21 protein-coding genes are annotated in these 20068 nt (G+C 57.9%); 8 read left to right on the forward strand and 13 right to left on the reverse strand.

Translation table 11 applies throughout. The features are described 5' to 3' along the window. Positions 1–90: 90 nt before the first annotated feature. Positions 91–564 (reverse strand): tellurite resistance TerB family protein, encoded by a 474-nt coding sequence (locus tag ACVDG4_RS21345; protein ID WP_133952485.1) that lies wholly within the window; start codon positions 562–564, stop codon positions 91–93. Between the two features lie 352 nt (positions 565–916). Here ACVDG4_RS21345 and ACVDG4_RS21350 point away from each other — a divergent pair, with 352 nt between their 5' ends. The 5 genes from ACVDG4_RS21350 to ACVDG4_RS21370 all read left to right on the forward strand — a co-directional run bounded on the left by ACVDG4_RS21350 (position 917) and on the right by ACVDG4_RS21370 (position 9056). Then, the gene (locus tag ACVDG4_RS21350) at positions 917–2179 is read left to right on the forward strand and encodes an imelysin family protein (RefSeq protein ID WP_447236592.1); all 1263 of its coding nucleotides are present in this window, start codon (positions 917–919) and stop codon (positions 2177–2179) included. A gap of 87 nt (positions 2180–2266) precedes the next feature. Then, a complete protein-coding gene (locus ACVDG4_RS21355; protein ID WP_447236593.1) occupies positions 2267–3796 on the forward strand; it encodes a di-heme oxidoreductase family protein in 1530 nt (509 codons plus the stop codon). After that, positions 3796–4869: an imelysin family protein gene (locus tag ACVDG4_RS21360; protein ID WP_447236594.1), complete on the forward strand. Its 1074-nt coding sequence runs from the start codon at positions 3796–3798 to the stop codon at positions 4867–4869. Before ACVDG4_RS21355 ends, ACVDG4_RS21360 begins: the two co-directional genes overlap by 1 nt. Next, positions 4850–6001: a DUF1513 domain-containing protein gene (locus tag ACVDG4_RS21365; RefSeq protein ID WP_447236595.1), complete on the forward strand. Its 1152-nt coding sequence runs from the start codon at positions 4850–4852 to the stop codon at positions 5999–6001. Before ACVDG4_RS21360 ends, ACVDG4_RS21365 begins: the two co-directional genes overlap by 20 nt. 145 nt (positions 6002–6146) lie before the next feature. Continuing rightward, positions 6147–9056, forward strand: coding sequence for an AsmA family protein (locus tag ACVDG4_RS21370; RefSeq protein ID WP_447236596.1), 2910 nt, complete (start codon positions 6147–6149; stop codon positions 9054–9056). Here the strand turns inward: ACVDG4_RS21370 and phnN are convergent. From phnN to phnG, 10 genes are all read right to left on the reverse strand, one after another. After that, positions 9053–9640 carry a phosphonate metabolism protein/1,5-bisphosphokinase (PRPP-forming) PhnN gene (gene phnN / locus ACVDG4_RS21375; RefSeq protein ID WP_447236597.1) on the reverse strand — a complete coding sequence of 196 codons (588 nt, stop codon included), beginning with the start codon at positions 9638–9640 and terminating at the stop codon, positions 9053–9055. The two genes, ACVDG4_RS21370 and phnN, sit on opposite strands and share 4 nt — an antisense overlap. Beyond that, a complete protein-coding gene (locus tag ACVDG4_RS21380; RefSeq protein WP_447236598.1) occupies positions 9630–10787 on the reverse strand; it encodes an alpha-D-ribose 1-methylphosphonate 5-triphosphate diphosphatase in 1158 nt (385 codons plus the stop codon). Before ACVDG4_RS21380 ends, phnN begins: the two co-directional genes overlap by 11 nt. Further along, on the reverse strand, positions 10784–11533 hold the full coding sequence (locus tag ACVDG4_RS21385; RefSeq protein ID WP_447236599.1) for a DUF1045 domain-containing protein: 750 nt from the start codon (positions 11531–11533) through the stop codon (positions 10784–10786). The genes ACVDG4_RS21380 and ACVDG4_RS21385 overlap by 4 nt, the downstream gene beginning before the upstream one ends. Positions 11534–11638: 105 nt before the next feature. Next, positions 11639–12343 (reverse strand): phosphonate C-P lyase system protein PhnL, encoded by a 705-nt coding sequence (gene phnL / locus ACVDG4_RS21390; protein WP_447236600.1) that lies wholly within the window; start codon positions 12341–12343, stop codon positions 11639–11641. Positions 12344–12345: 2 nt separating this feature from the next. Continuing rightward, positions 12346–13134: a phosphonate C-P lyase system protein PhnK gene (gene phnK, locus ACVDG4_RS21395; protein WP_133952478.1), complete on the reverse strand. Its 789-nt coding sequence runs from the start codon at positions 13132–13134 to the stop codon at positions 12346–12348. Beyond that, on the reverse strand, positions 13131–14066 hold the full coding sequence (locus ACVDG4_RS21400) for an alpha-D-ribose 1-methylphosphonate 5-phosphate C-P-lyase PhnJ (protein WP_447236601.1): 936 nt from the start codon (positions 14064–14066) through the stop codon (positions 13131–13133). Before ACVDG4_RS21400 ends, phnK begins: the two co-directional genes overlap by 4 nt. Then, positions 14063–14491, reverse strand: coding sequence for a FosX/FosE/FosI family fosfomycin resistance hydrolase (gene fosX / locus ACVDG4_RS21405; protein WP_447236602.1), 429 nt, complete (start codon positions 14489–14491; stop codon positions 14063–14065). The genes ACVDG4_RS21400 and fosX overlap by 4 nt, the downstream gene beginning before the upstream one ends. Beyond that, positions 14488–15609, reverse strand: a complete 1122-nt coding sequence (locus tag ACVDG4_RS21410; protein WP_447236603.1) for a carbon-phosphorus lyase complex subunit — start codon at positions 15607–15609, stop codon at positions 14488–14490. Before ACVDG4_RS21410 ends, fosX begins: the two co-directional genes overlap by 4 nt. Before the next feature lie 4 nt (positions 15610–15613). Then, the gene (gene phnH, locus ACVDG4_RS21415) at positions 15614–16225 is read right to left on the reverse strand and encodes a phosphonate C-P lyase system protein PhnH (protein ID WP_447236604.1); all 612 of its coding nucleotides are present in this window, start codon (positions 16223–16225) and stop codon (positions 15614–15616) included. After that, a complete protein-coding gene (gene phnG / locus ACVDG4_RS21420; protein ID WP_447236605.1) occupies positions 16225–16725 on the reverse strand; it encodes a phosphonate C-P lyase system protein PhnG in 501 nt (166 codons plus the stop codon). Before phnG ends, phnH begins: the two co-directional genes overlap by 1 nt. Before the next feature lie 109 nt (positions 16726–16834). Between phnG and phnF the strand changes: the two genes are divergently transcribed. Next, a complete protein-coding gene (phnF, locus tag ACVDG4_RS21425) occupies positions 16835–17572 on the forward strand; it encodes a phosphonate metabolism transcriptional regulator PhnF (protein ID WP_447236606.1) in 738 nt (245 codons plus the stop codon). 18 nt (positions 17573–17590) lie between these two features. On the opposite strand, the gene ACVDG4_RS21430 is transcribed toward phnF, so the two are convergent. Continuing rightward, the gene (locus tag ACVDG4_RS21430) at positions 17591–18121 is read right to left on the reverse strand and encodes a YdcF family protein (RefSeq protein ID WP_447236607.1); all 531 of its coding nucleotides are present in this window, start codon (positions 18119–18121) and stop codon (positions 17591–17593) included. A gap of 242 nt (positions 18122–18363) precedes the next feature. Here ACVDG4_RS21430 and ACVDG4_RS21435 point away from each other — a divergent pair, with 242 nt between their 5' ends. Then, positions 18364–18849, forward strand: a complete 486-nt coding sequence (locus tag ACVDG4_RS21435; RefSeq protein WP_306149737.1) for a peptidase associated/transthyretin-like domain-containing protein — start codon at positions 18364–18366, stop codon at positions 18847–18849. A 15-nt stretch (positions 18850–18864) separates the two neighbouring features. Beyond that, the gene (locus ACVDG4_RS21440) at positions 18865–19500 is read left to right on the forward strand and encodes a ferric reductase-like transmembrane domain-containing protein (protein WP_447236608.1); all 636 of its coding nucleotides are present in this window, start codon (positions 18865–18867) and stop codon (positions 19498–19500) included. Here ACVDG4_RS21440 and ACVDG4_RS21445 read toward each other — a convergent pair. Continuing rightward, complete coding sequence (locus tag ACVDG4_RS21445) at positions 19493–20020, reverse strand: cytochrome b (RefSeq protein WP_447236609.1); 528 nt, start codon at positions 20018–20020, stop codon at positions 19493–19495. The two genes, ACVDG4_RS21440 and ACVDG4_RS21445, sit on opposite strands and share 8 nt — an antisense overlap. Positions 20021–20068 lie beyond the last annotated feature (48 nt).

The raw sequence follows: 20068 nt of genomic DNA on the forward strand, positions 1-20068 counted from the left end.
TCCAATATTAGCGAGCAGCTTGAAAAAATCGAGTCTCTTGCGCGGTTTGGTTGCGCCGCGATTGTGATAAAGCCTTAAGATTTATGAGCCTCAAGCCTCGTCAGCTTCCGGCGCGGTTTTGGCCACCTTGTGGCGCAGTGTCATCCGGTCCCGGGACGAAACCCCCAGCAGCTCGGCAACCCGCCAGATGGTGTTGTCTTCGAATTCATGCACGTGGCCGTCTGCATAAACGATTTCCCACATCATCTCGATGATGGCGAGGCGTTCTGCTTCGTCTGTCGTGCGTTTCAAAACGGAGGTGAAGCCGTAAAGGTCGACCGCCTCTTCATCGCGCTGTTTGGCCGCTGCGATCAGTTCGCTGGTCTCTTCGTCCGAGAGCTCATAACGCGCCTGCAGGATCTGCCGAAGTTTCTCGCTTTCGCTGTCTTCAATGATACCGTCGATGTCTACCAGGTGAAACAGCAGTGCGGCTGCTGCGAGCCGCTTGTCGTCCTCGGCAAATGTTTTCTTGCCACTGTCTCCGAACGTGATCTCCCGGACGAAGCTCTTCAGCGCGTTCAGCATACGGTCAGTCCCTGTTGTTTGGCCGGCGGACCAGCCATTCGGCAGTGCACTTAGGTGTACTACGTAGTCTCAAACTCTCTCTTGGCCCGACTGGGCTTATTCCATGTTTAGCATCAAACAGTTGGGAAGCGGTTTAAAACTTTTGAATAGTGCAGAAAAGTGGGTTTTGACCTTCAACTTTTTTGGAATCATTCTAATCAATTGATTTTTCTCAAGTTTATAACTTGACTTTTTTATTCATGAAATGTTTTTCACTGTCCGGGCGGCGCGGGATTGCGCTGCAGATTTTTCAAAAATGCATGCAGATCGGGTCTCCGGCCGGTTGCATTGCCCCGGATTTAGGAACACTCCAATGAAATCCCTCACGCGCGCGCTTCTTGCGGCAACAACCCTTCTGGCAACGCCTGCAATGGCCGCAGCGCCTGCCGATGTTCTCGGCACATACAGCGATATTGCTTATGCCAAGTATTCCGACTCTCTTGAAACAGCAAAAACGCTCCAGGGCGCGATCGACAAGCTGATTGCCGAGCCGACCGACGCCAACCTGGCCGAGGCGCGCAAAGCCTGGATCGAAGCTCGCAACCCGTATCAGCAGACAGAGGCCTACCGCTTCGGAAATGCCATTGTCGATGATTGGGAAGGCAAGGTGAACGCCTGGCCGCTGGATGAGGGACTGATCGATTATGTCGACGTCTCCTATGGCGAGGATTCCGAAGAAAACGCGTTTTACGCAGCCAACGTCATCGCCAATCCGACCCTGAAAGTCGGGGGTGAGACCATCGATGCCAGCGTGATCACGCCGGCTCTTTTGGCCGAATCCCTTCAGGAAGCAGGCGAAGTTGAAGCCAACGTGGCCACCGGTTACCACGCAATCGAATTCCTGCTTTGGGGACAAGATCTCAACGGCACAGATGCGGGTGCTGGCAATCGTCCGGCCAGTGATTTCGATGCAGCCAACTGCACGGGCGGCAATTGTGAGCGTCGGGCGCAATACCTCAAAGCTGCCACGGATCTTCTGATTACAGATCTTGAGGAAATGGTTGCTGCCTGGGCACCAGGCGGTGCAGCGCGCGAAGAACTGGGCGGCAAGGGGGAAGCCGGCGGGCTGGCGACCATCCTGACCGGAATGGGCTCTCTTTCTTATGGCGAACTGGCCGGTGAGCGGATGAAGCTTGGCCTCATGCTGCATGATCCGGAAGAGGAGCATGACTGCTTCTCCGACAATACACACATGTCGCACTACAACGATGTTGTCGGCATCCGAAACGTCTATTTCGGTGAGTACAAGAGCCCGCTCGGCAACGATGTGAAGGGAGCATCTCTTGCCGAGATGGTCGCCGCGAAAGATCCGGCTCTGGCCGAAGAAATGCAAACCAAGCTGGACGCCACGCTCGCTGCATTCGAAGCGATGAAAGCGCGCGCCGAAGCTGGTGAAGCGTATGACCAGATGATCGGCGAAGGCAACGCAGAGGGCAACGCAGTTGTTCAGACGGCTGTTGATGCGCTGGTTGACCAGACCGCGTCGATCGAGCGTGTCGTGAAAGTTCTCGAACTTGATGAGATTGCTTTCGAAGGCTCTGACAGCCTGGACAACCCGACTGCAGTTTTTGAGTAAGACCCTTATGGCGGGTGGCTATGCTGCCCGCCATTATTGCCCGCCGGAATTGGGGCTCTGGCGAGCGTAATTCAGGATGCGAACCTTATGACTGTCCCAGGACAAAGCGCCATTTTGGGCGCTGCTGTTTTATGTGCAGGCCTGATTGGTCAGACCGCCTTGGCCGGTGGGCTGTTGAGCCATCGCGATGATCTGTCAGAGCAGGACCGGACCAAGGTTTTAAGCGTCCTCCCGCTCGCCGATGATTTTTCCAAGGCGGAAACCTTTGAACAGATGCAGGGCGGTGCCGGTACGTCCCGCAAGCGCATCAACCGCGATGCTTTTTCTCATGCCACTGCAAATCTGACGTTCGAGCAAGAGCAAAATTTCAAGGTTGGCAACGGGCTTTTCAAGAAGCTCTGGGCCTCGTCGCCCGCATCCACCAAAGCGTCCGACGGGTTGGGCCCACTTTACAACGCACGCTCCTGCCAGGGGTGCCACCTGAAGGATGGCCGCGGGCGGCCGCCGCGTCCGGGCGATGAGGCGGTTTCTCTCTTCCTGCGCCTTTCCATTCCGCCACAATCGGACGAAGACCGGGCGGCCCTTCAGGACAAAAGACTGCTCCGTATTCCGGAGCCCACATATGGCGGGCAGTTTCAGGCATTTGCAGTACCAGGCCTTGCCGGGGAAGGGCGTTTCGACATTGAGCATGAAGAGATCGTGGTCCCGCTGAATGGCGGCGAGACGGCTATCTTGCAAAAGCCCGTCTACAAGATTCGGGATCTTGGATTTGGCGACATGCATCCCGAAACCTTGATTTCGCCGCGGGTCGCACCGCCGATGATTGGTCTCGGATTGCTGCAGGCGATTCACCCCGGGGATATTGAAGCCTTAGCGGATCCTGATGATCTGAATGGAGATGGGATCTCCGGCAAGGTAAGCCGGGTTCGAGATGGCCGGACAGGCGAGCTCACCATCGGCCGGTTCGGCTGGAAGGCGTCCAACCCGAACATCCGGGATCAAACGGCCGGTGCCTTTTCCGGCGATATCGGCATCAGTTCACCGGACAAGCCGGACAATTATGGCGATTGCACACATCGCCAGACCGAATGCCGGGTTTTGCCGCACGGCGAACAGGCGCATCTGGGGGTGTCGGAAGCGCCTGATCCGGTCATGGAATTGGTGACATTCTATTCGGAGAACCTGGCAGTTCCGGCCCGGCGCGATGTATCTGATCCGCAAGTTCTGCGTGGCAAAGAGTTGTTCTACGAAGTGGGCTGCGCCAAGTGTCATCAGCCGAAATATGTCACGCGACGGGATGCAGATACTGGGGCGCATCAGTTTCAGCTGATCTGGCCCTATACGGATCTCTTGCTGCATGACATGGGCGATGGTCTGGCCGACAACCGCCCAGTTGGCGATGCCTCGGGCCGTGAGTGGCGGACCCCGCCGCTCTGGGGCATTGGCTTGACGGAAACGGTCAACAATCATACCCGTTTTCTGCACGATGGCCGGGCGCGCAATCTGCTCGAAGCAGTTCTGTGGCACGGCGGGGAAGCAGAATCTGCCCGAAATCAAGTGGTCGCCATGGAGCCGGACGACCGCATCTCTCTCATCCGGTTTCTGGAGTCCCTTTAATGAAGCGAATTCTTGTCTCCGCGGCTGCGGCCCTGATGACATGGCCGGCAGTTGCAGCTGATCTCACGCAGCCCATCGAGAAGATGATTGCCGGTTACATTCAGCCTGAGATCAGGGTTTTTGCTGATGTTGCGACCCGCTTGCCGGAAGCTGTCCAAGAGGTCTGCCAAGCACCGACGGATGAGGCGAAGTCGGATTTCAAGGTTGTTTTTTCAGATGCTGTTGGTCAGTTTGCCCGCATCCATTTTCTGCGACTTGGCCCCCTGATTGAGGAAGACCGCATCAGCCGTCTCGCCTTCCAGCCGGATCCACGTGGCATTGCGCAAAGGCAGATCCGCAAGCTCTATGGGGCTCAAGATGAGAGCGTAAGGACGGCGGAAAGCCTGTCGGAAAAAAGTGTGGCTTTGCAAGGGCTGACTGCGCTTCAGTTGATTGCATTCGACAAGACCGGCGCCGTCGTGCTTGGCGAAGTGGGGGAGCGCGGGGATTTCACTTGTTCTTATGCGCTGGCGATCTCTGAGAATGTTGCCGGCATTGCCCAGGACGTCATGCTCTCCTGGTTCGATGCGGATGGTTTTTCGAAAACTCTTCTGGAAACAGGCGGCAGCAACGCCCGTTATCAGACCGACAAGGAAGCATTGGAAGATGTGTTTCAAACGCTGTCCACGGCGCTGATCGTCGTTCGGGATCAAAACATTGCACCTGCGCTTGGAAGCTCTGAAGAGAAAGCGAGGCCGAACCGGATCCCGTTCTCACGGTCCGACAATGGGGTTGTGTTTTTGACATCCGAAATGAACGGCATTCTGGACGCGATCCAGAGCATGGATCTCGAACCCATGATGCCGGAGGAACACGCTTGGCTGATCGGGTCGATGACCTTTGAGTTCGAAAACGCCATGAAAACACTCAATAAGCTCCCGCCGCCATTGCGTGAGACGTTTGAACCCTCCGGCGCCTATGGTCAGTTGTCGCTCTTGGTTATCTCGTTGAACTCCCTTCAACGGCTTGTTGGTGAGCGGGTCGCAGGCGCTTTGGGACTGGCCGGAGGGTTTAATGCCCTTGATGGTGACTAGGCCGACAGAGTTTACCAGGCGTGGGTTTTTGTCCGCGCTGGGCGGACTGGCTGCACTGCCGGTGTTTGCGGGATCCGGTCTCGGGGCGAGTTTGCTGAGCTCATCAGATGCGCCACTCTTTGCCAGCGCTTTCAAAAAGTCTGCGGGCGGATATGGCATAGCTGTGCTCGACGATCTGGGCCAGATCCAGGCGGAAATCTTACTGCCAGGGCGTGGTCACGGCATTGCGGTGTCCGATACGGGAGATTGCCTAGCCGCATTTGCCCGCCGCCCGGGAACCTTCGCGATCGTTGCCTGGCCATTTTCCGGCAAGTCAATGCAGACCATCGTTGCCGCGCCCAGTCGGCATTTTTACGGGCACGGCTGTTTTTCAAAGGACGGGCGAATTCTCTACGCGGTGGAGAATGATTTTGCGTCTGCTCGCGGTGTCGTCGGCGTCTATGACGTGAGCGCAGAGACTATCACCCGGCTGGGCGAACTCGACAGTCACGGCATCGGCCCGCATGAGACTCTGTTGAGCCCGGATGGCAACGTCCTGATTGTTGCAAATGGCGGGATTGAAACGCACCCCGATCACGGGCGCGAGAAGCTCAATCTGGAGACAATGTCGCCATCCGTGGTGTTCCTGGATGTCAAAACCGGAGACCTGCTGGCAGAGCATCGTTTGGACAGATCCCTGCATCAGTTATCCTTGCGGCACATGGTTTTGGACGGGGCTGGCCGGGCCTGGGTTGGTGGGCAGTTTGAAGGCTCAAAGACAGACACCCCGCCGCTAGTCGCCGTCATTTCAAGAGATGAAGCGCCGGTTTTGTTGGACCTGCCCGAGAAGCTTGTGGGCCAGCTTGAAAACTATATCGGGTCTGTCACGGCCACCAGGGATCAAAGTGTCGTCGCAACATCAGCGCCGCGTGGCGGCAAGACCTTGTTCTGGAATGCGGAGACCGGAGACTATCTTGGCCACCAAAACATCTCTGATGGGTGCGGTGTCGCGCCTATCGATCAGGGAAGTTTTCTGATCTCCGATGGAAATGGGGGCGTTTCCTATCTCTCAGAGCCAGGAGAACGCGCAGAAATTCTGGCCCGGCCCGCAGGTTTTGCGTGGGACAATCACATGTCGGCTCTTCGGATCTAAGCAGACCAAATCGGTCCTGCCAAACTTGCCTTGCAACCGAAATTCCTGATAAACCGCCGTTTTTCCACCTTTTGTCAAAATCTACCGGCATGTTGCCGGTCGGTTTGGTCTACATTGTGGCGAATCGCCACGAGGAGACATTGATATGCAACGGCTTTTGATCGGTCTGGGCAGCTTCCTGTTTCTGGTTGTCACCGCTCTCCTTGTGGTTCCGTTTTTCCTGCCCAAGGATCAGATCAAGCAGCAGGTGGTCCAACAGATAGACAACCGCTTCGGTTGGCGCGTCCGGCTTGATGGCCCTGTTTCCTTGTCACTCTTTCCCGGCTTTCAGTTGACGGCGGAAGACATTGGCATTTCCGGTTCCGCTGGCGCGGACGGTATTGAGTTCGCCAAAGCCAAACGCATGGATTTCGGTCTCGCGTGGTCTGGTTTGCTGTCGGGCAATGTGAAAGTCACCGGCATCGCTCTCGACGAACCGCTGATCTATCTTGAGAAAAACGCAAACGGCGCCACAAGCTGGGCACCGCGCCGGTCATTGGAAGTTTTGACCGGTGAAGCTGAAGAAAGCAGCGCTCCGGCAGGCGATAGCGTGCAGTCAGCACCGAACAGCGGTGCAGATTCCACCGCGGCAGACTCCGGGGGGCAGGGATACCTGGAGAGCATTGGTGTCGACAGTCTCCAGATCACCAACGGCGAGCTGACCTACATTGATGCCACAGCAGATCAGAACTTTGTCACACAGTCCCTCAATCTGTCCCTGACTGCCCCGGATTTGACCGGAGATGTCCAGCTTACCTCCGATTTCCAGTTTCAGGACGTTCCTCTCGAGATTTCCGGCACGTTGTCCAACCCTCTCGGATTGGCGTCCGGCGACCAGGTGCCGGTCGATTTGGCTCTGACTTCGTCAGAAAACTCCATCACGATCAAGGGGACCACGGGGCTGGAGCCAGTGCGTGCTGAATTGGAAATTGCGGCGTCAGGGCCCTCGTTGAAAACCTTGGCCGCGCTGGGCGGACAGTCGCTCGATGCAGATCCAGGCGCTTACCAGTTTGATGCACAGGTGCGGGGCTCTGAAGCAGCCGTTTCAGTGTCAGATCTTCATCTGGTTTTGGGACAGCTTTCCCTTGGCGGTGCGGCCGATGCGGATCTCTCTGGATTGGTTCCGGAAGTCTCCGGCCGGCTTGTCCTGAAAGACGGGTCGATTGCGGATTTGTTGCTTCTCGCCGGTCAGGAGCTGCCGGCAAGCGGGCTGCTGAGCGCTGATCTGGCATTTGAGACGGTTGGCCTCACCGGCGAAGAAATGCTGGCAGGGTTGGATGTCAACGGATCGGTGAACATCTCGGAAGGCGAAATTGGCGGACTGGGCCTTGCAGACGCTGTGGGCGGCGACCCGGAAGCCGACCGGATTACCGGACTGTCTCTTGCTGTCGAGATGCAAGGACTTGAAGCCCCCCTGTCTGCAAGCGGTGCACTGACCTGGCGCGGAGAAGGGTTCAGTTTGACCGGTGAAGCCGATACGTCCAAGTTGTTGGCAGGCCAATCCGGTGCAGTTTCTGTTTCCCTAAAGGGCAATCGGTTGAGCGTTGGATTTGATGGGTCGGCGCAACTGCCGAGCACCGTGGATGGCGCAGCTCGGGTTCAAACGGCTGATCTTCGAGGTTTGATGGCCTGGATGGGCCAACCCTTGGCGGCAGGCGGTGGCTTGGGCGCGTTCAGCGCCTCCGGCATTTTCGGTTTTCAAGGGGATACGATTTCGTTCGAGGAGACACGCTTCACGCTGGATGAGACCTCTGGCGAGGCCAATGGCCGTGTGACCCTCGGCGGCAAGCCAACTGTGACGGCGCGTCTTGATTTGCGCGAGCTCGTCTTGGACCCTTACCTTGGCGGCGGATCAGCCGGTGGGCAGCCCGCGGCTCAATCTGGCAGCGGCAGTGGTTCGGCACCAGCGGCGGCGGCACCTCCGGCGGGCAAATCCTGGAGCACAGAGCCGATCGATTTTTCGGGCCTGAGAGCTGCGAATGTCGACTTCAAGGCAACTGCAAACGAGATCCGTATGGACAAGATCCGGATTGGACAAAGCGCCCTCTCGGTTGCGATCCAGGATGGCGTTCTGACGGCGGATCTTGAGAAACTGTCGCTTTACGACGGCACAGGCACGGGCTCCGTCAGGCTGAATGGCGCAGCTGCAACACCCGCATTGTCGGCAAAGTTTGATCTCTCCGGCTTGAATGCCTATCCGCTTCTTCGGGATGCGGCGGACTTTACCTGGATTGAAGGCAAAACGCTCATTGGCCTGGATGTAACAACGTCAGGTGCCAGCGAGCAGCAAATGGTTCAGAACCTCAAAGGCACCGCCAGCTACATGTTTGAAGACGGCGCAATCCGCGGGATCAATATTCCGCAGATGGTGCGCAGCCTCTCAGTTGAGACCTTGCTTGGATGGCAGGCGAGCCCCTCCGAGGAGACGGACTTTTCGTCGCTCGGGGCTTCTTTTCAGATCGAAAACGGAATTGCGACCACCAGTGACCTGTCTCTGATCGGGCCGTTGATCCGCATGAGCGGCGGCGGCACCACGGACATGCCCAATCAACGGCTGTCCTGGCGGGTGGAGCCGAGAATTGTGGCGACACTGGAAGGCCAGGCCCCCATGCCGCGCCCGAAAGGCACCGACAAGAAAATGGCCGGTCTGGGTGTACCTATTGTAGTGGATGGGTCCTGGAGTGATCCGCGCATCTATCCGGATATTGCAGGCATTCTGGAAAATCCGCAGGCGGCCTACGAACAGTTGGAACAAGTCGGTGGTGAACTGATTTCGATCTTGAAGGGCGAAGCGGATGTGCCGGAAAGCCTGACCGACACCGCCAATCAGGTGATCCAACGGGCCACTGGTGGTCAAACCCAGATCGACATCGAAAAGGTGATCGAAGGGGACGTCAACGACGAAGACGTCCTGAAGGCCGTTGAAGAGGGCTTTGGTTTGCCTCCAGGTTTGCTCGGCAACGTCTTTGGCCGCCAGAAGGCGCAAGAGCCGGAGCAAGGCCAAGGCCAGAACTAACTCTGGATCTTGAGTGCCGTCATCATTGCGGAAACCGCCGTCTCTATGGTGCCGGTGTTTTCAATCCGGATGAGGTTCGGAACGTTCTGCGGTTCCAGATCCGCCCGTTTCAAACGTGCTTCGATGTCCTCACGGCTTTCCCGGCCCCGGGCAGCAAGGCGTTCTGCCAAGATCTCAATTGGGGCGGTGATCAGAAGGACGATCGCCGTTTCATATTTGTCTGAGGCTTCTTGCAATACCTTGCGGGAGCCGTTGGCGATCACCGTTTTTCCGCCCCGAATTGCATGGTCATAAGACTGGGGTACAACATACCCCAATCCATGGGCTTCCCAGGAAAGGGCCACGTTTCCGGCTGAGACAAGGGTCTCGAAGTCCGACCAGCTCAGCGTGTCATGATCTTCAGAACCGGCATCGGCATCCCGGGTGACCGCACGTCGGGCAAAAACAACGCTGTCATTGCCCACCAGGAGGTCTTTCAAGGCGGCCATGAGCGTGTCTTTGCCTGCCCCGCTCGGGCCTACAACGAGAACCATCCGTCCCGGGCCGAGTTTGTCCTGCGCGTGCATTTGAGCGTCAGGCAACACGGCGGCCTTCGCGCCAGACACCGCGCACGATCGGCACGTTGCCAACCAGCTTGACCTGAATGAGATCCGCCCGTTTGCCGGGCTCCAGTACACCGCGGTCGGAAAGACCAATGGCAGTCGCCGGTGTTGAGGTCACTGTTGAAACCGCCTTTGGCAGGGTGATGCCATCGATCTCGTCCGCAAGCTGGAACGCAGCCTGGAGGAGGGATGCCGGGATATAGTCTGACGACAGAACATCTAGATACCCAGCTTCTGCCAGTTCACGGGCCGAAACGTTTCCGGAGTGGGAGCCTCCGCGCACAACGTTCGGTGCGCCCATCAGAACGGCCATGCCGGCCTCATGCGAGGCTTTGGCGGCTTCCACTGTGGTCGGGAATTCGGCAATCTTGGTGTTCAGCGCAATCGCTTCATCAACATGGGCAATGGTCGCGTCATCATGGCTGGCAATTGCGATTGTGTTTTTGTCCGCATGTGCGGCAATCGCCTTGCGGTTGCCCGGGGTGTTCTTGTCGGCCCTGGCTTTGCGCATTTCAATGAATTCGGTCATCTGCTCGTCGGTGAAGCCGCGCTTGCCCTGATAGTAGCTGATGTAGGAATCGAGCGACACGAACTGGCGCTGACCGGGTGTGTGGTCCATCAGGGAGACCAGCCGGACGCGGTCGTCCCCTTCAAAATAGTTGTAGGCCCGGATGACATCCGGTGCTGAGACTTCGCAGCGCAGGTGGATATAGTGATCGGCCCGCAGTCTGTTTTCCTTTTGACCCGTTTCAATCGCATCTGCGAGGGCCCGCATGTCCGCGACCTTCATGGTGTCGTTGCTGTCGTCATCTTCATCCATGCCAACGCGAAGGGCATCAAACACGGTTGTTATGCCGGCACAGGCGATCTGGGCATCATGTGCCTGAACGGCCGCAACAGGGTTCCACCGGACCTTCGGCCTCGGAGCATAGTGTACTTCGAGGTGATCGGTGTGCAGCTCGATCAGGCCCGGCAGAAGGAAATCGCCTTCACAGTCGTGCCCCACGGCCTCAGTTGCTGATCCGATATCGGAAATCAGGCCGTCCGGATCGACGGTCAGAGAGCCGTTGATCACGTCTTCCGCCAGAACCAGCTTGGCATTTTTGAAGAGTTTCGGATGCGTGCTCATGAGACTTCCTCGTTGGAGTTTGCCAGCGTATTTTTAAGCGCAGTGATAGGGCTTTGCGGGCCCGTTAGTTCGAATATGCGGTGGACGTCAAACGGTGCGCCGCGCTCTGGTTCGACATAAAGACCGAAGTGGCGGCAGGTAAGCGCTGAATTGGTGACGGTTTCAAAATGCGTTGCCGCGCTCCGTGCCAGGAGTGCAGCCTCCTCGTCGCCCTCCAGCTTGTTGGACAGCGTCATGTGGAAGCGGAACTCGTCGAAAACATATGGATAGCCCCAGGTCTCGACATATGCGTCCTGTTTGGGTGTGAGATTTGCTTGCCGCCGCCGGTCCAGATCCTCGGCGCTCAAAGGCGCGCGGAACGGTTCAAACTGGCGTACACATAGAGACGCAAAGGCTTCCAGATCTGGCTCTGCCTGAGCCGGGGTCAGCGCGAGGAACTTGCCAAGTTGATTGACGCTGAGTCCCTTCAGATCGAAGGGAGACACTGTTTTTGCAAAACCGGTGCAGGCAGCGATCAAGGCGTCTTCGGTTGTATCTTTCGCAAGCGAGAATGGGGCTTTCAACGTGCCATGAAATCCGTACCGCCGGGGGCTGGTGGTCAGATCTTCGAAGCGAGCGGGATCCAGGCCCGGAATGAACGGCTGCTGCAGGCGTGATCCGGTGAAGGGATCACGGCCCAACCAGGTGTTGCCCAGCTGCATGAGCGGTGCATTGGCATCGGCTGCGAAATAGATGGCGTAGCGCATGGAAAAAGTCGCGAATTAGGAGACCGGACTTGGCCGAAGCAAAGCCCTTAACCAGAAGCGATGACTGTTCTGTGACATGCCACCGCTCCGGGCAAGTTATTTCGGTTAAGCAGCCACGTCGGCGCTGAAGCTGGTGACGTCGATGATCCGGTCGGCAATTTCTTGCCGGACATCCTCATCGTGAAGGATACCGACCATGGCAACGCCTTTGGCTTTCTTTTCTTCCACCAGGCGGACAACAACGGCGCGGTTCGCGGCGTCCAGTGACGCGGTGGGTTCGTCCAGAAGAAGGATCGGGTAGTGCGCGATGAAACCCCGGGCAATGTTGACCCGCTGCTGTTCGCCGCCGGAAAAGGTAGCCGGTGGCAATTTCCAGAGCCGCTCGGGAACATTCAGCCGGGAGAGCAGGCTGCGTGCCGTATCGAGCCCTTCCGCTTCGCTTGTGCCTTGGGCAATAATTGGTTCGGCAACCACTTCCTCGGCAGACACGCGCGGAATGGTGCGCAGGAACTGACTGACATAGCCGATTGTGTTGTCCCGTAGCCGCAAGACCTGGCGCGGCTCCGCATCTGCAACGTTGATGATCTCATCACCAACAGTCACCAGGATCTGGCCCTGATCGCAGCGGTAGTTGCCATAGATCATTTTGAGGATCGAGCTTTTACCCGCTCCGGACGGGCCGCCAAGGACTACGCATTCGCCGGCCTCGACAGAGAATTCAACGCTTTCGACAACCGGGATCACCGTGCCGCCCTGAAGGTGCATGGTGAAGGACTTGCCGACACTGTTCAGATAAAGACGCACTGGCATGATCAGACCTGCAAAATGGAGGAGACAAGCAACTGGGTGTAAGGCTCACGCGGGTCGTCCAGAACCTGGTCGGTTAACCCCGCTTCAATCACCCGGCCGTGGCGCATCACCATGATCCGATGCGACAGCAGACGGGCGACCGCCAGATCGTGGGTCACGATCACAACTGACAAGCCGAGATCAGCCACAAGGCGGCGCAGAAGATCGAGCAGCCGTGCCTGGACGGAAACATCGAGGCCGCCGGTCGGTTCGTCCATGAAGACCAGCCGCGGATGGGTTACGAGATTTCGGGCAATTTGCAGCCGTTGCCGCATGCCGCCTGAGAACGAGCGTGGATCATCGTCGATCCGGTCACTGGCGATCTCAACCCGGCCCAGCCAATCATCTGCCGTCTCGCGGATCTTGCCGTAGTGCCGATCGCCGACCGCCATCAGCCGTTCGCCGACATTGGCGCCGGCAGAGACGTTCATGCGCAGTCCGTCGGCGGCATTTTGATGGACAAATCCCCAGTCGGTGCGCATCAGCAAACGGCGCTCGGCTTCTGACAGCTGATAGAGGTTCCGCATCGATCCATCGCGCATGCGGTATTCGATAGCGCCGGCAGTCGGGGCAAGGCGTGTCGACAGGCAGTTCAAAAGGGTTGTTTTGCCTGAACCGCTTTCCCCGACTATGGCCAGTACTTCGCCGGGCCAAAGATCGAAGGAGACGTCGGTACATCCGATCCGGTCTCCGTAATAGCGGGTTACATTATGGACCTGCAGCAGCGGGTCGTCAGCCTGAAAGACGTTCATCGGGACGCCTCCTCTGCGTTTGTGCCGTGTCCGCCGATTTGCTGGGCCGCCGGATTTGCGGCCATCGGCCCGACATGCCCTGCGGCGCGCCGTTCTTCGCAATAGTCGCTGTCTGAGCAAACGAACATGCGCCCGCCCTTGTCATCGAGAATGACCTCGTCGAGATAGACATGCTCTGCGCCGCATAGTCCGCACGGCTTGTCAAACTTCTGAACCTCGAACGGATAGTCCTCAAAGTCGAGGCTCTTCACCTTGGTGTAGGGCGGGATTGCGTAGATGCGTTTTTCCCGGCCCGCGCCATAGAGCTGCAGCGCGGCCATTTCGTCGATCTTCGGATTGTCGAATTTCGGTGTTGGCGAGGGGTCCATCACATACCGGTCATTGACCATCACCGGATAGGCGTATGTGGTGGCGATGTGGCCGTTCTTGGCGATGTCTTCGTAGAGTTTTACGTGCATGAGACCGTAGTCTTCGAGGGCGTGCATCTTGCGAGTTTCCGTTTCCCGCGGCTCCAGAAACCGGAGCGGTTCGGGGATCGGGACTTGGAACACCAAGACCTGGTCTTCGCGCAGGTCCTTTTCCGGGATGCGGTGACGGGTCTGGATGACGGTCGCTTCAGCGGTTTCGTAGGTCGTGCGTACGTTTGCGGTCTTTTCGAAGAACCCGCGCAAGGAGACCGCATTGGTTGTGTCGTCCGAGCCCTGGTCGATCATCTTCAGGCAATCATCCTTGCCAAGGATCGAGGCTGTGACCTGAACCCCGCCGGTGCCCCAGCCGTAGGGCATCGGCATTTCGCGCGAGGCAAACGGCACCTGGTATCCCGGGATCGCAATGCCCTTCAGGATCGCGCGGCGGATCATGCGCTTGGTTTGTTCATCGAGATAGGCGAAATTGTATTCACCCTGATCGAAAATCTGAGCCGTTGCGTTCATTGTGCGGCCCTCCGTTCATCGAGAATTTTGCGATAGCTTTCGAGCCGCATTTCCAGTGTGCCGGTGTGCAGCTCGAACAAATGATTGTCGGCGTCGTAGAAGTAGATGGACCTGCCTTCACCTTCGACGCGGTCGCGCGGCGGCTTGAACTCAAGGCCGAGCGATTGGATCGCGGCAAGCCGGGCCTCGAAGTCCTGTTCTTCGATCTTAAAGGCAACGTGATTGTAGGTGCGCTCGGATAGTGGCTCGCCTTTCATGATCGCAATCCAGACATCACCGACCTGGAAGAACTTTTCCTCGGACAAGGAGAAGGTGTCCTGGCCGCTGTCGTAGACTTCTTCTGCTCTCAAGACCTCGGTCAGAATCTGGGTCATCTTGTACAGATCCCTGACGATGAAGGTCATATGGCTGAGGCCATTGCTCATTCCGCAGCCTCTTTGGCAGCGGTTTCGGCGTCTTCGCGGGCCCGTTTTTCAAACCACTCCCCGCGCATGCGGCGCACCAGATCGAGTTCTGCCTGGAAGTCGACATAGTGCGGCAGCTTGAGGTGTTCGACGAACCCTGTTGCCTGGATGTTGTCGGAATGGGAGAGAACAAATTCACCGTCTTGTGCCGGCGCAACCTGTTCTTCGCCGAGTTCTTCCCAGCGCAGGGATCGGTCGACCATCGCCATGGACATGGCCTTGCGCTCGACTTGTCCGAAAACGAGGCCATAGCCGCGCGTAAAGGCGGGCGGAGCCTTTGCCGAACCCGCAAACTGGTTGATCATCTGACATTCGGTGACTTTGATCGTGCCGAGCGTGACCGCAAAGCCGAGTTCTTCTGCAAAAAACTCCACTTCGACCTCACCGTACCGAATTTCACCGGCAAAGGGGTGCGTTCGGCCGTAACCGCGCTGCGTGGAGTAGGCGAGCGCGAGCAAGAAGCCCTCGTCGCCGCGTGCAAGGTTTTGCAGACGCAGATCCCGGTCTGCCGGAAAAGACAGCGGATCGCGGGTGAGATCGCCCACCGGGGCGTCTTCATCGGCTGCCGGGTCCGGTTCGATCAGGCCTTCCTCTCCAAGGAGATCGGTGACGCGCGGCATCGGTTCGTCTTCGACCGGAGCCGTTTCTGCATCAAGGTCCCCGCCTTCACCTTCAGCGGCAAGGGCAAAATCCAGAAGCCGGTGGCTGTAGTCAAAGGTTGGGCCGAGCATCTGGCCGCCTGGCAAGTCCTTGTAGGTTGCCGAGATCCGGCGTTCGACAAGCATCTTGGCCGTGTCGACGGGCTGGCTGTAGCCGAACCGCGGCAGCGTCGTCCTGTAGGCACGCATCAGGAAGGCGGCTTCGATCAGGTCGCCGCGCGATTGTTTGATTGCAAGAGCAGCAAGCGTTTCGTCATAGAGCGAGCCTTCCCCCATCACGCGGGCCACCGCGTGTGAAAGCTGTTCGGCGATTTGCTCCAGAGTGAGCGCGGGAACGGAGGTGTCACCGCGACGCCGCTTGGCGGTCAGCTTATGGGCATTGCGGATGGCCTTTTCGCCACCCTTTACAGCAACATACATGGGCTCAGGCCTCCTTTAGAGTGACTGAGGTGGAGCGGGGGAGGGCTGCGATGGTGTCAGTGCCTGCGAAGATCAGGTCGACACCGCGTGGGAATTGGGCGTTGTTTGAAATGACCTGATCCCAGAACACTTGCGGCACTGGGGCTGTTTCAAACGTTTGCGTGTCCTTGATGCCGGGCCCTTCGAGCACAACACCGTCTGCGTTTCTCAGGTTTTGGCCTATCAAGATGAGTGTCGTGGACGTGTCCGGGTATTCCGCCGAGCCCTGATTGAAGCTTGCAAGCGGCAGCATGTTGGCCGGATCTGCGATCAGGGCTAAGGCTGCCTCGACAGGTTCGCTGACAATTGGTGCGCCCGTGTGAAAACGAAGGAAGGCCTTTACGCTCTCGGACTGTGCAAGCTGTTTGTCGAGCCAGACAGGCGTGTCATAGTCGAACAGGGTGAGCGCGATGGCTGCGGCTGCTGGTGTCAGCGGTGCTGGTGGTGTGAGATGGGTTTGACCAAGGACCTGAAGCGTTCCCGGTCGCGCCATAGCGTTCATAATGGTCCGGAAACACCCTTGTGCGTCGTGAACAGGATCTGCAAATCCGGCGGCAAGTGCAGCGGTTGCGGTCATCAGTTGTCTCCCCGCACCATCGTGAAGAAATTGACCCGCGTTGCTTCGGTTTCCTCGCGGACGGTGGTTTTGCGCTCCGTCTGGCTGTTCGAAAGCGGGCCGAGGATGTCCGTCTCGATTTGCGCCCGCGTCTCACCGCGCTGCCAAAGGGCATCAATGACGGCGGATTGCAGGGCCTTGGTCTTGTCGCGGCCAAGGGCGTAGGCGCTGCCCGTCTCACCGCTTTCAAGCTGGACGACGCAGCGGGTGACTGTGACCTCGCCTAGGTTGAACGGGCTACCGGTTCCGCCCATCCGGCCACGGACCATCACCAGACCGGTTTCCGGTTGGCGCACCAGTTCGTAAGGCGGCGGCGCCAGGGCGTTGAATTTTTCTTGCAAAACATCGGCAGGGGCCTGGGCGAGAATGGCAAGGTTATTCTGCCGGGCGGCTTGGTCGCCGGCAATGGTGGAAGACGGTGTGGGCTCGGTCATGAACACGCCTTTGTATTGGTCGGCCATTTATCGGCATCTAAGGCCGGTGCGTGAGCAGGTTGTAGACTTAATTTGTCTATTTGTATAGACAAATAATATGATTGACTCTGAAGTAGCGAAATTTGATGACGGGCGCATGACAGGCCAAACCAAACTCGACCGGGCTGCTGGCATTGCCGTGTGGCGCCAGATCATGGAGATGCTGAAAGCGGAAATCGCTGGTGGCGCCTATGAAAAGGGCAGCCGTTTGCCGACGGAATCGGAAATTGCGTCCCGCTTTGGTGTCAACCGGCACACTGTCCGCAGGGCGATCGCGGCGTTGACTGCAGAGGGTCTTCTGCGCGCTGATCAGGGCCGGGGAACGTTTGTGGCGAGCGCTCCGCTGAGCTACCCGATCAATGCCCGGACACGGTTTTCGGAGATTGTCTCCGGCCAGGACCGCTCGCCAAGCGGCCGCTTGATTGGATCAGAAATCGAAGATGCGGATGCGTTGTTGGCGCAGCACTTGGAGGTTCCGCTGGGAACACCGTTGATCCGTCTCAAGACCTTACGTGTTGCCGACAGTGTGCCAATGATGGTGGGAACCAGCTGGCTTCAGCAGGCCCGGGTTCCGAATTTGGTGGCCGACTATGCGGAATGCGGCACCATTACCGAAGCTTTGCGCCGGGGCGGCATCAAGGACTACAGCCGGCGGGAAAGCCGGATTTCTGCGGAACTGGTCGATACCGAAGATGCTCAGCAGCTTGGCATCGCCTTGGGGCAGCCGGTTGTGGTCATTGAAAGCGTTAATGTCGATCCTGATGGCCGTCCGCTGCAATACACCCGCACACGCGCCGCTGCTGACAGGATCCAGCTCGTTGTGAATGGGGAATGATGTAAGCGGCTGGCCCGATCAAAAGCGAGACCGTTTTCGTATCGCACGCATCTTGGCCAGATAAAGCGGATAAGCTGCCGTTTCTCGAAGACAGGCATAGAGCCATCTGTTGAGTGGTGTCTTTGAAACGGAACGTCCAGGGCCAGAACCTGCCGCTGAAAATCCGAGCGTTTTGAAACACAAAACCGCCCTGGGAAGATGATACCGGTCGGAGGCGATCAGAATATTTTCAAGCTTCTCCCGTCGCAAGATACGCGCGGAAAAGACGGCATTCTCCAAGGTGTTGCGTGACCGTGTCTCGGTGCGGATCGCGCTTTCCGGGACACCCAAGACGATCAGCTCGCGTTTCATGACCTCAGCTTCTGCCGGGGGATGGTTTCCAAGCCCGCCACATCCAATAATAACCGGCGCCGCGCCGGCTTGATAAAGCTCGGCTGCGTGTTTGATCCGCCTGAGAAGTGTCGGGCTGGGTCGCCCGCCTGTCCAGACCGCAGCTCCCAGCAGGACAATTGCGTCGGCTGGCGCCTGTGGATGTTGTCTTGGTTGCATCTTTGTTTGCTTACCTTGCTCGCAAACTATGGGCAATTATTTGCGAGGTCAGTCCGCTCACGCTCTTTCGTTTCCCTGAGCTGAAGGGGCTGTTCGACTTTGGCTCACGAAACCGTGAGGCTCAGAAATGGCTCAAGTCTTGGCCGTGGCCTCGGAAATGTCCCGATCTGCATTATATCCTGCGGTAATGCGCTGCAACAATGTGTGGCGTCCGACTTTTTCCGACCGATAGGAGGATATTCATGGCAGTCGATTTCTCCCGCCGGACCATTCTTGCAGCTGGCGGTGCGGCAATTGTAAGCAGCGCTTCCGGACTGATTGTTCCTGCGCAAGCAAAAGGTGTTGCCCCGACTCCGTCGATGCGCGGCGGCGCCAACAACTACCGGCCTGGAGCGCCGATCGTGGACCGAATTGGCGGCGGCGGCTTCTGGATGACGGGAACTGTGCGCCGGGCAGGTGACGGCGCGCCATTGGCGGGACAACGGATCCAGATTTGGGCACATACGACGGAAGGACATGAACGGGATCCGGAGAGCCACGGCGCTACTCTCACCGACGAGAATGGTGTGTTCCGGCTTGAAATGCCCCAAATTGTGCCAGCCTTTGGCCAGCCGCACGGGCACCTTGCCTATGACAGCGGTGACTTTGAAACCGTGTTTTTGCGCCCCGTGATGCCGAGTTCTCAAGACAAGAGCCTTGAAGCGCATTTTGTATTGAACCCGGCATAGCAGGCCGCGTTCGGAATGAAACCATCCCAAAAGGCCATTCTTTGGGGTCTCATCGGCACAGTTGTGATTGCTCCGCTGGTGGCGGCCGCTTTTAGCCCTTTGCTGGCGTGGCGTGACCCGATTTACATTACCTCCGGTTTCGCCGGCATCCTGGCGATGGCCTTGATGGTTTTGCAGCCGCTCCTGGCAAGCGGATCGTTGCCGGGGGTGTCTCTTGCAAAGAGCAAGTCCGTCCATCGCTGGGTTGGGGGGATGCTGGTCTTGATGGTGGTCCTTCACGTTGGCGGATTGTGGGTCACCAGCCCGCCGGATGTCGTCGATGCGCTTTTATTCAGGTCCCCAACACCCTTTTCCGCATGGGGTGTCATCGCCATGTGGTGCATCTTTGCAGCCGCGCTCGTTGCGGTGCTGCGGCGGGGCCTTCGTTGGCGTCCGAAAACCTGGCAGAAGATCCATTCGACCCTTGCATTGGGTGTTGTGGTGGGCGGCTCGGCTCACGCGTTTCTGATTGAAGGGACCATGGAGCCCGTCACCAAGGCAATCCTCTGTGTTGCCGCGGTTGTCGCCACCCTCAAGGCAATCCGGGATCTCAGGATCTGGTCCGGGCGCGTGGTTGCCAACCCCAACACGAGTACCGGGCGCGTCAGATGATCCGGTAAAGCGTGTCGTCCTTGCGGATGACATGATGCATCAGCACTGCGCCAATATGGACGGCGAACAATCCAAGCAGTATCCAGGCGCTCCATTCGTGAACTGCTGAAAAGATTGGTGCGATATCCGGGCTTTTGCCGATCGGGCTCCACACCTCAACAATACCGAACCACTTCAGCGGAAAACCATGCGCATTGGTGGCAAGAAAACCCGAGACCGGTATAAGGATCAAAAACAGATACAAGAGACCGTGGACCGCTTCTGCGGCATTTTTCTCAAGCGGTGGAGCTTCGTGGCGTGGCGGTCTGTTCAGCCAGCGGTTCCCGACCCGGATCAGCATGAGCCACAAAACAAGAAACCCGATGCTCTCGTGCAAGAGATAGAAATCGAGCACGACATCTTTCTTGGCAAACCCAATCATCAGCCCCAACGGCCAGGTCAGCAGCACAAGCAGCGCAATTGCCCAATGCAACAATCTGGAGGGAGCCGCATAGCGGTTTTGGGTGCCAATGGCTGCCATGTTTCATCAATCCCGTGATTTGATAATGCCTATCAAGTCTGGTGTTTG

This window comes from Roseibium sp. MB-4 (genome assembly GCF_053005265.1).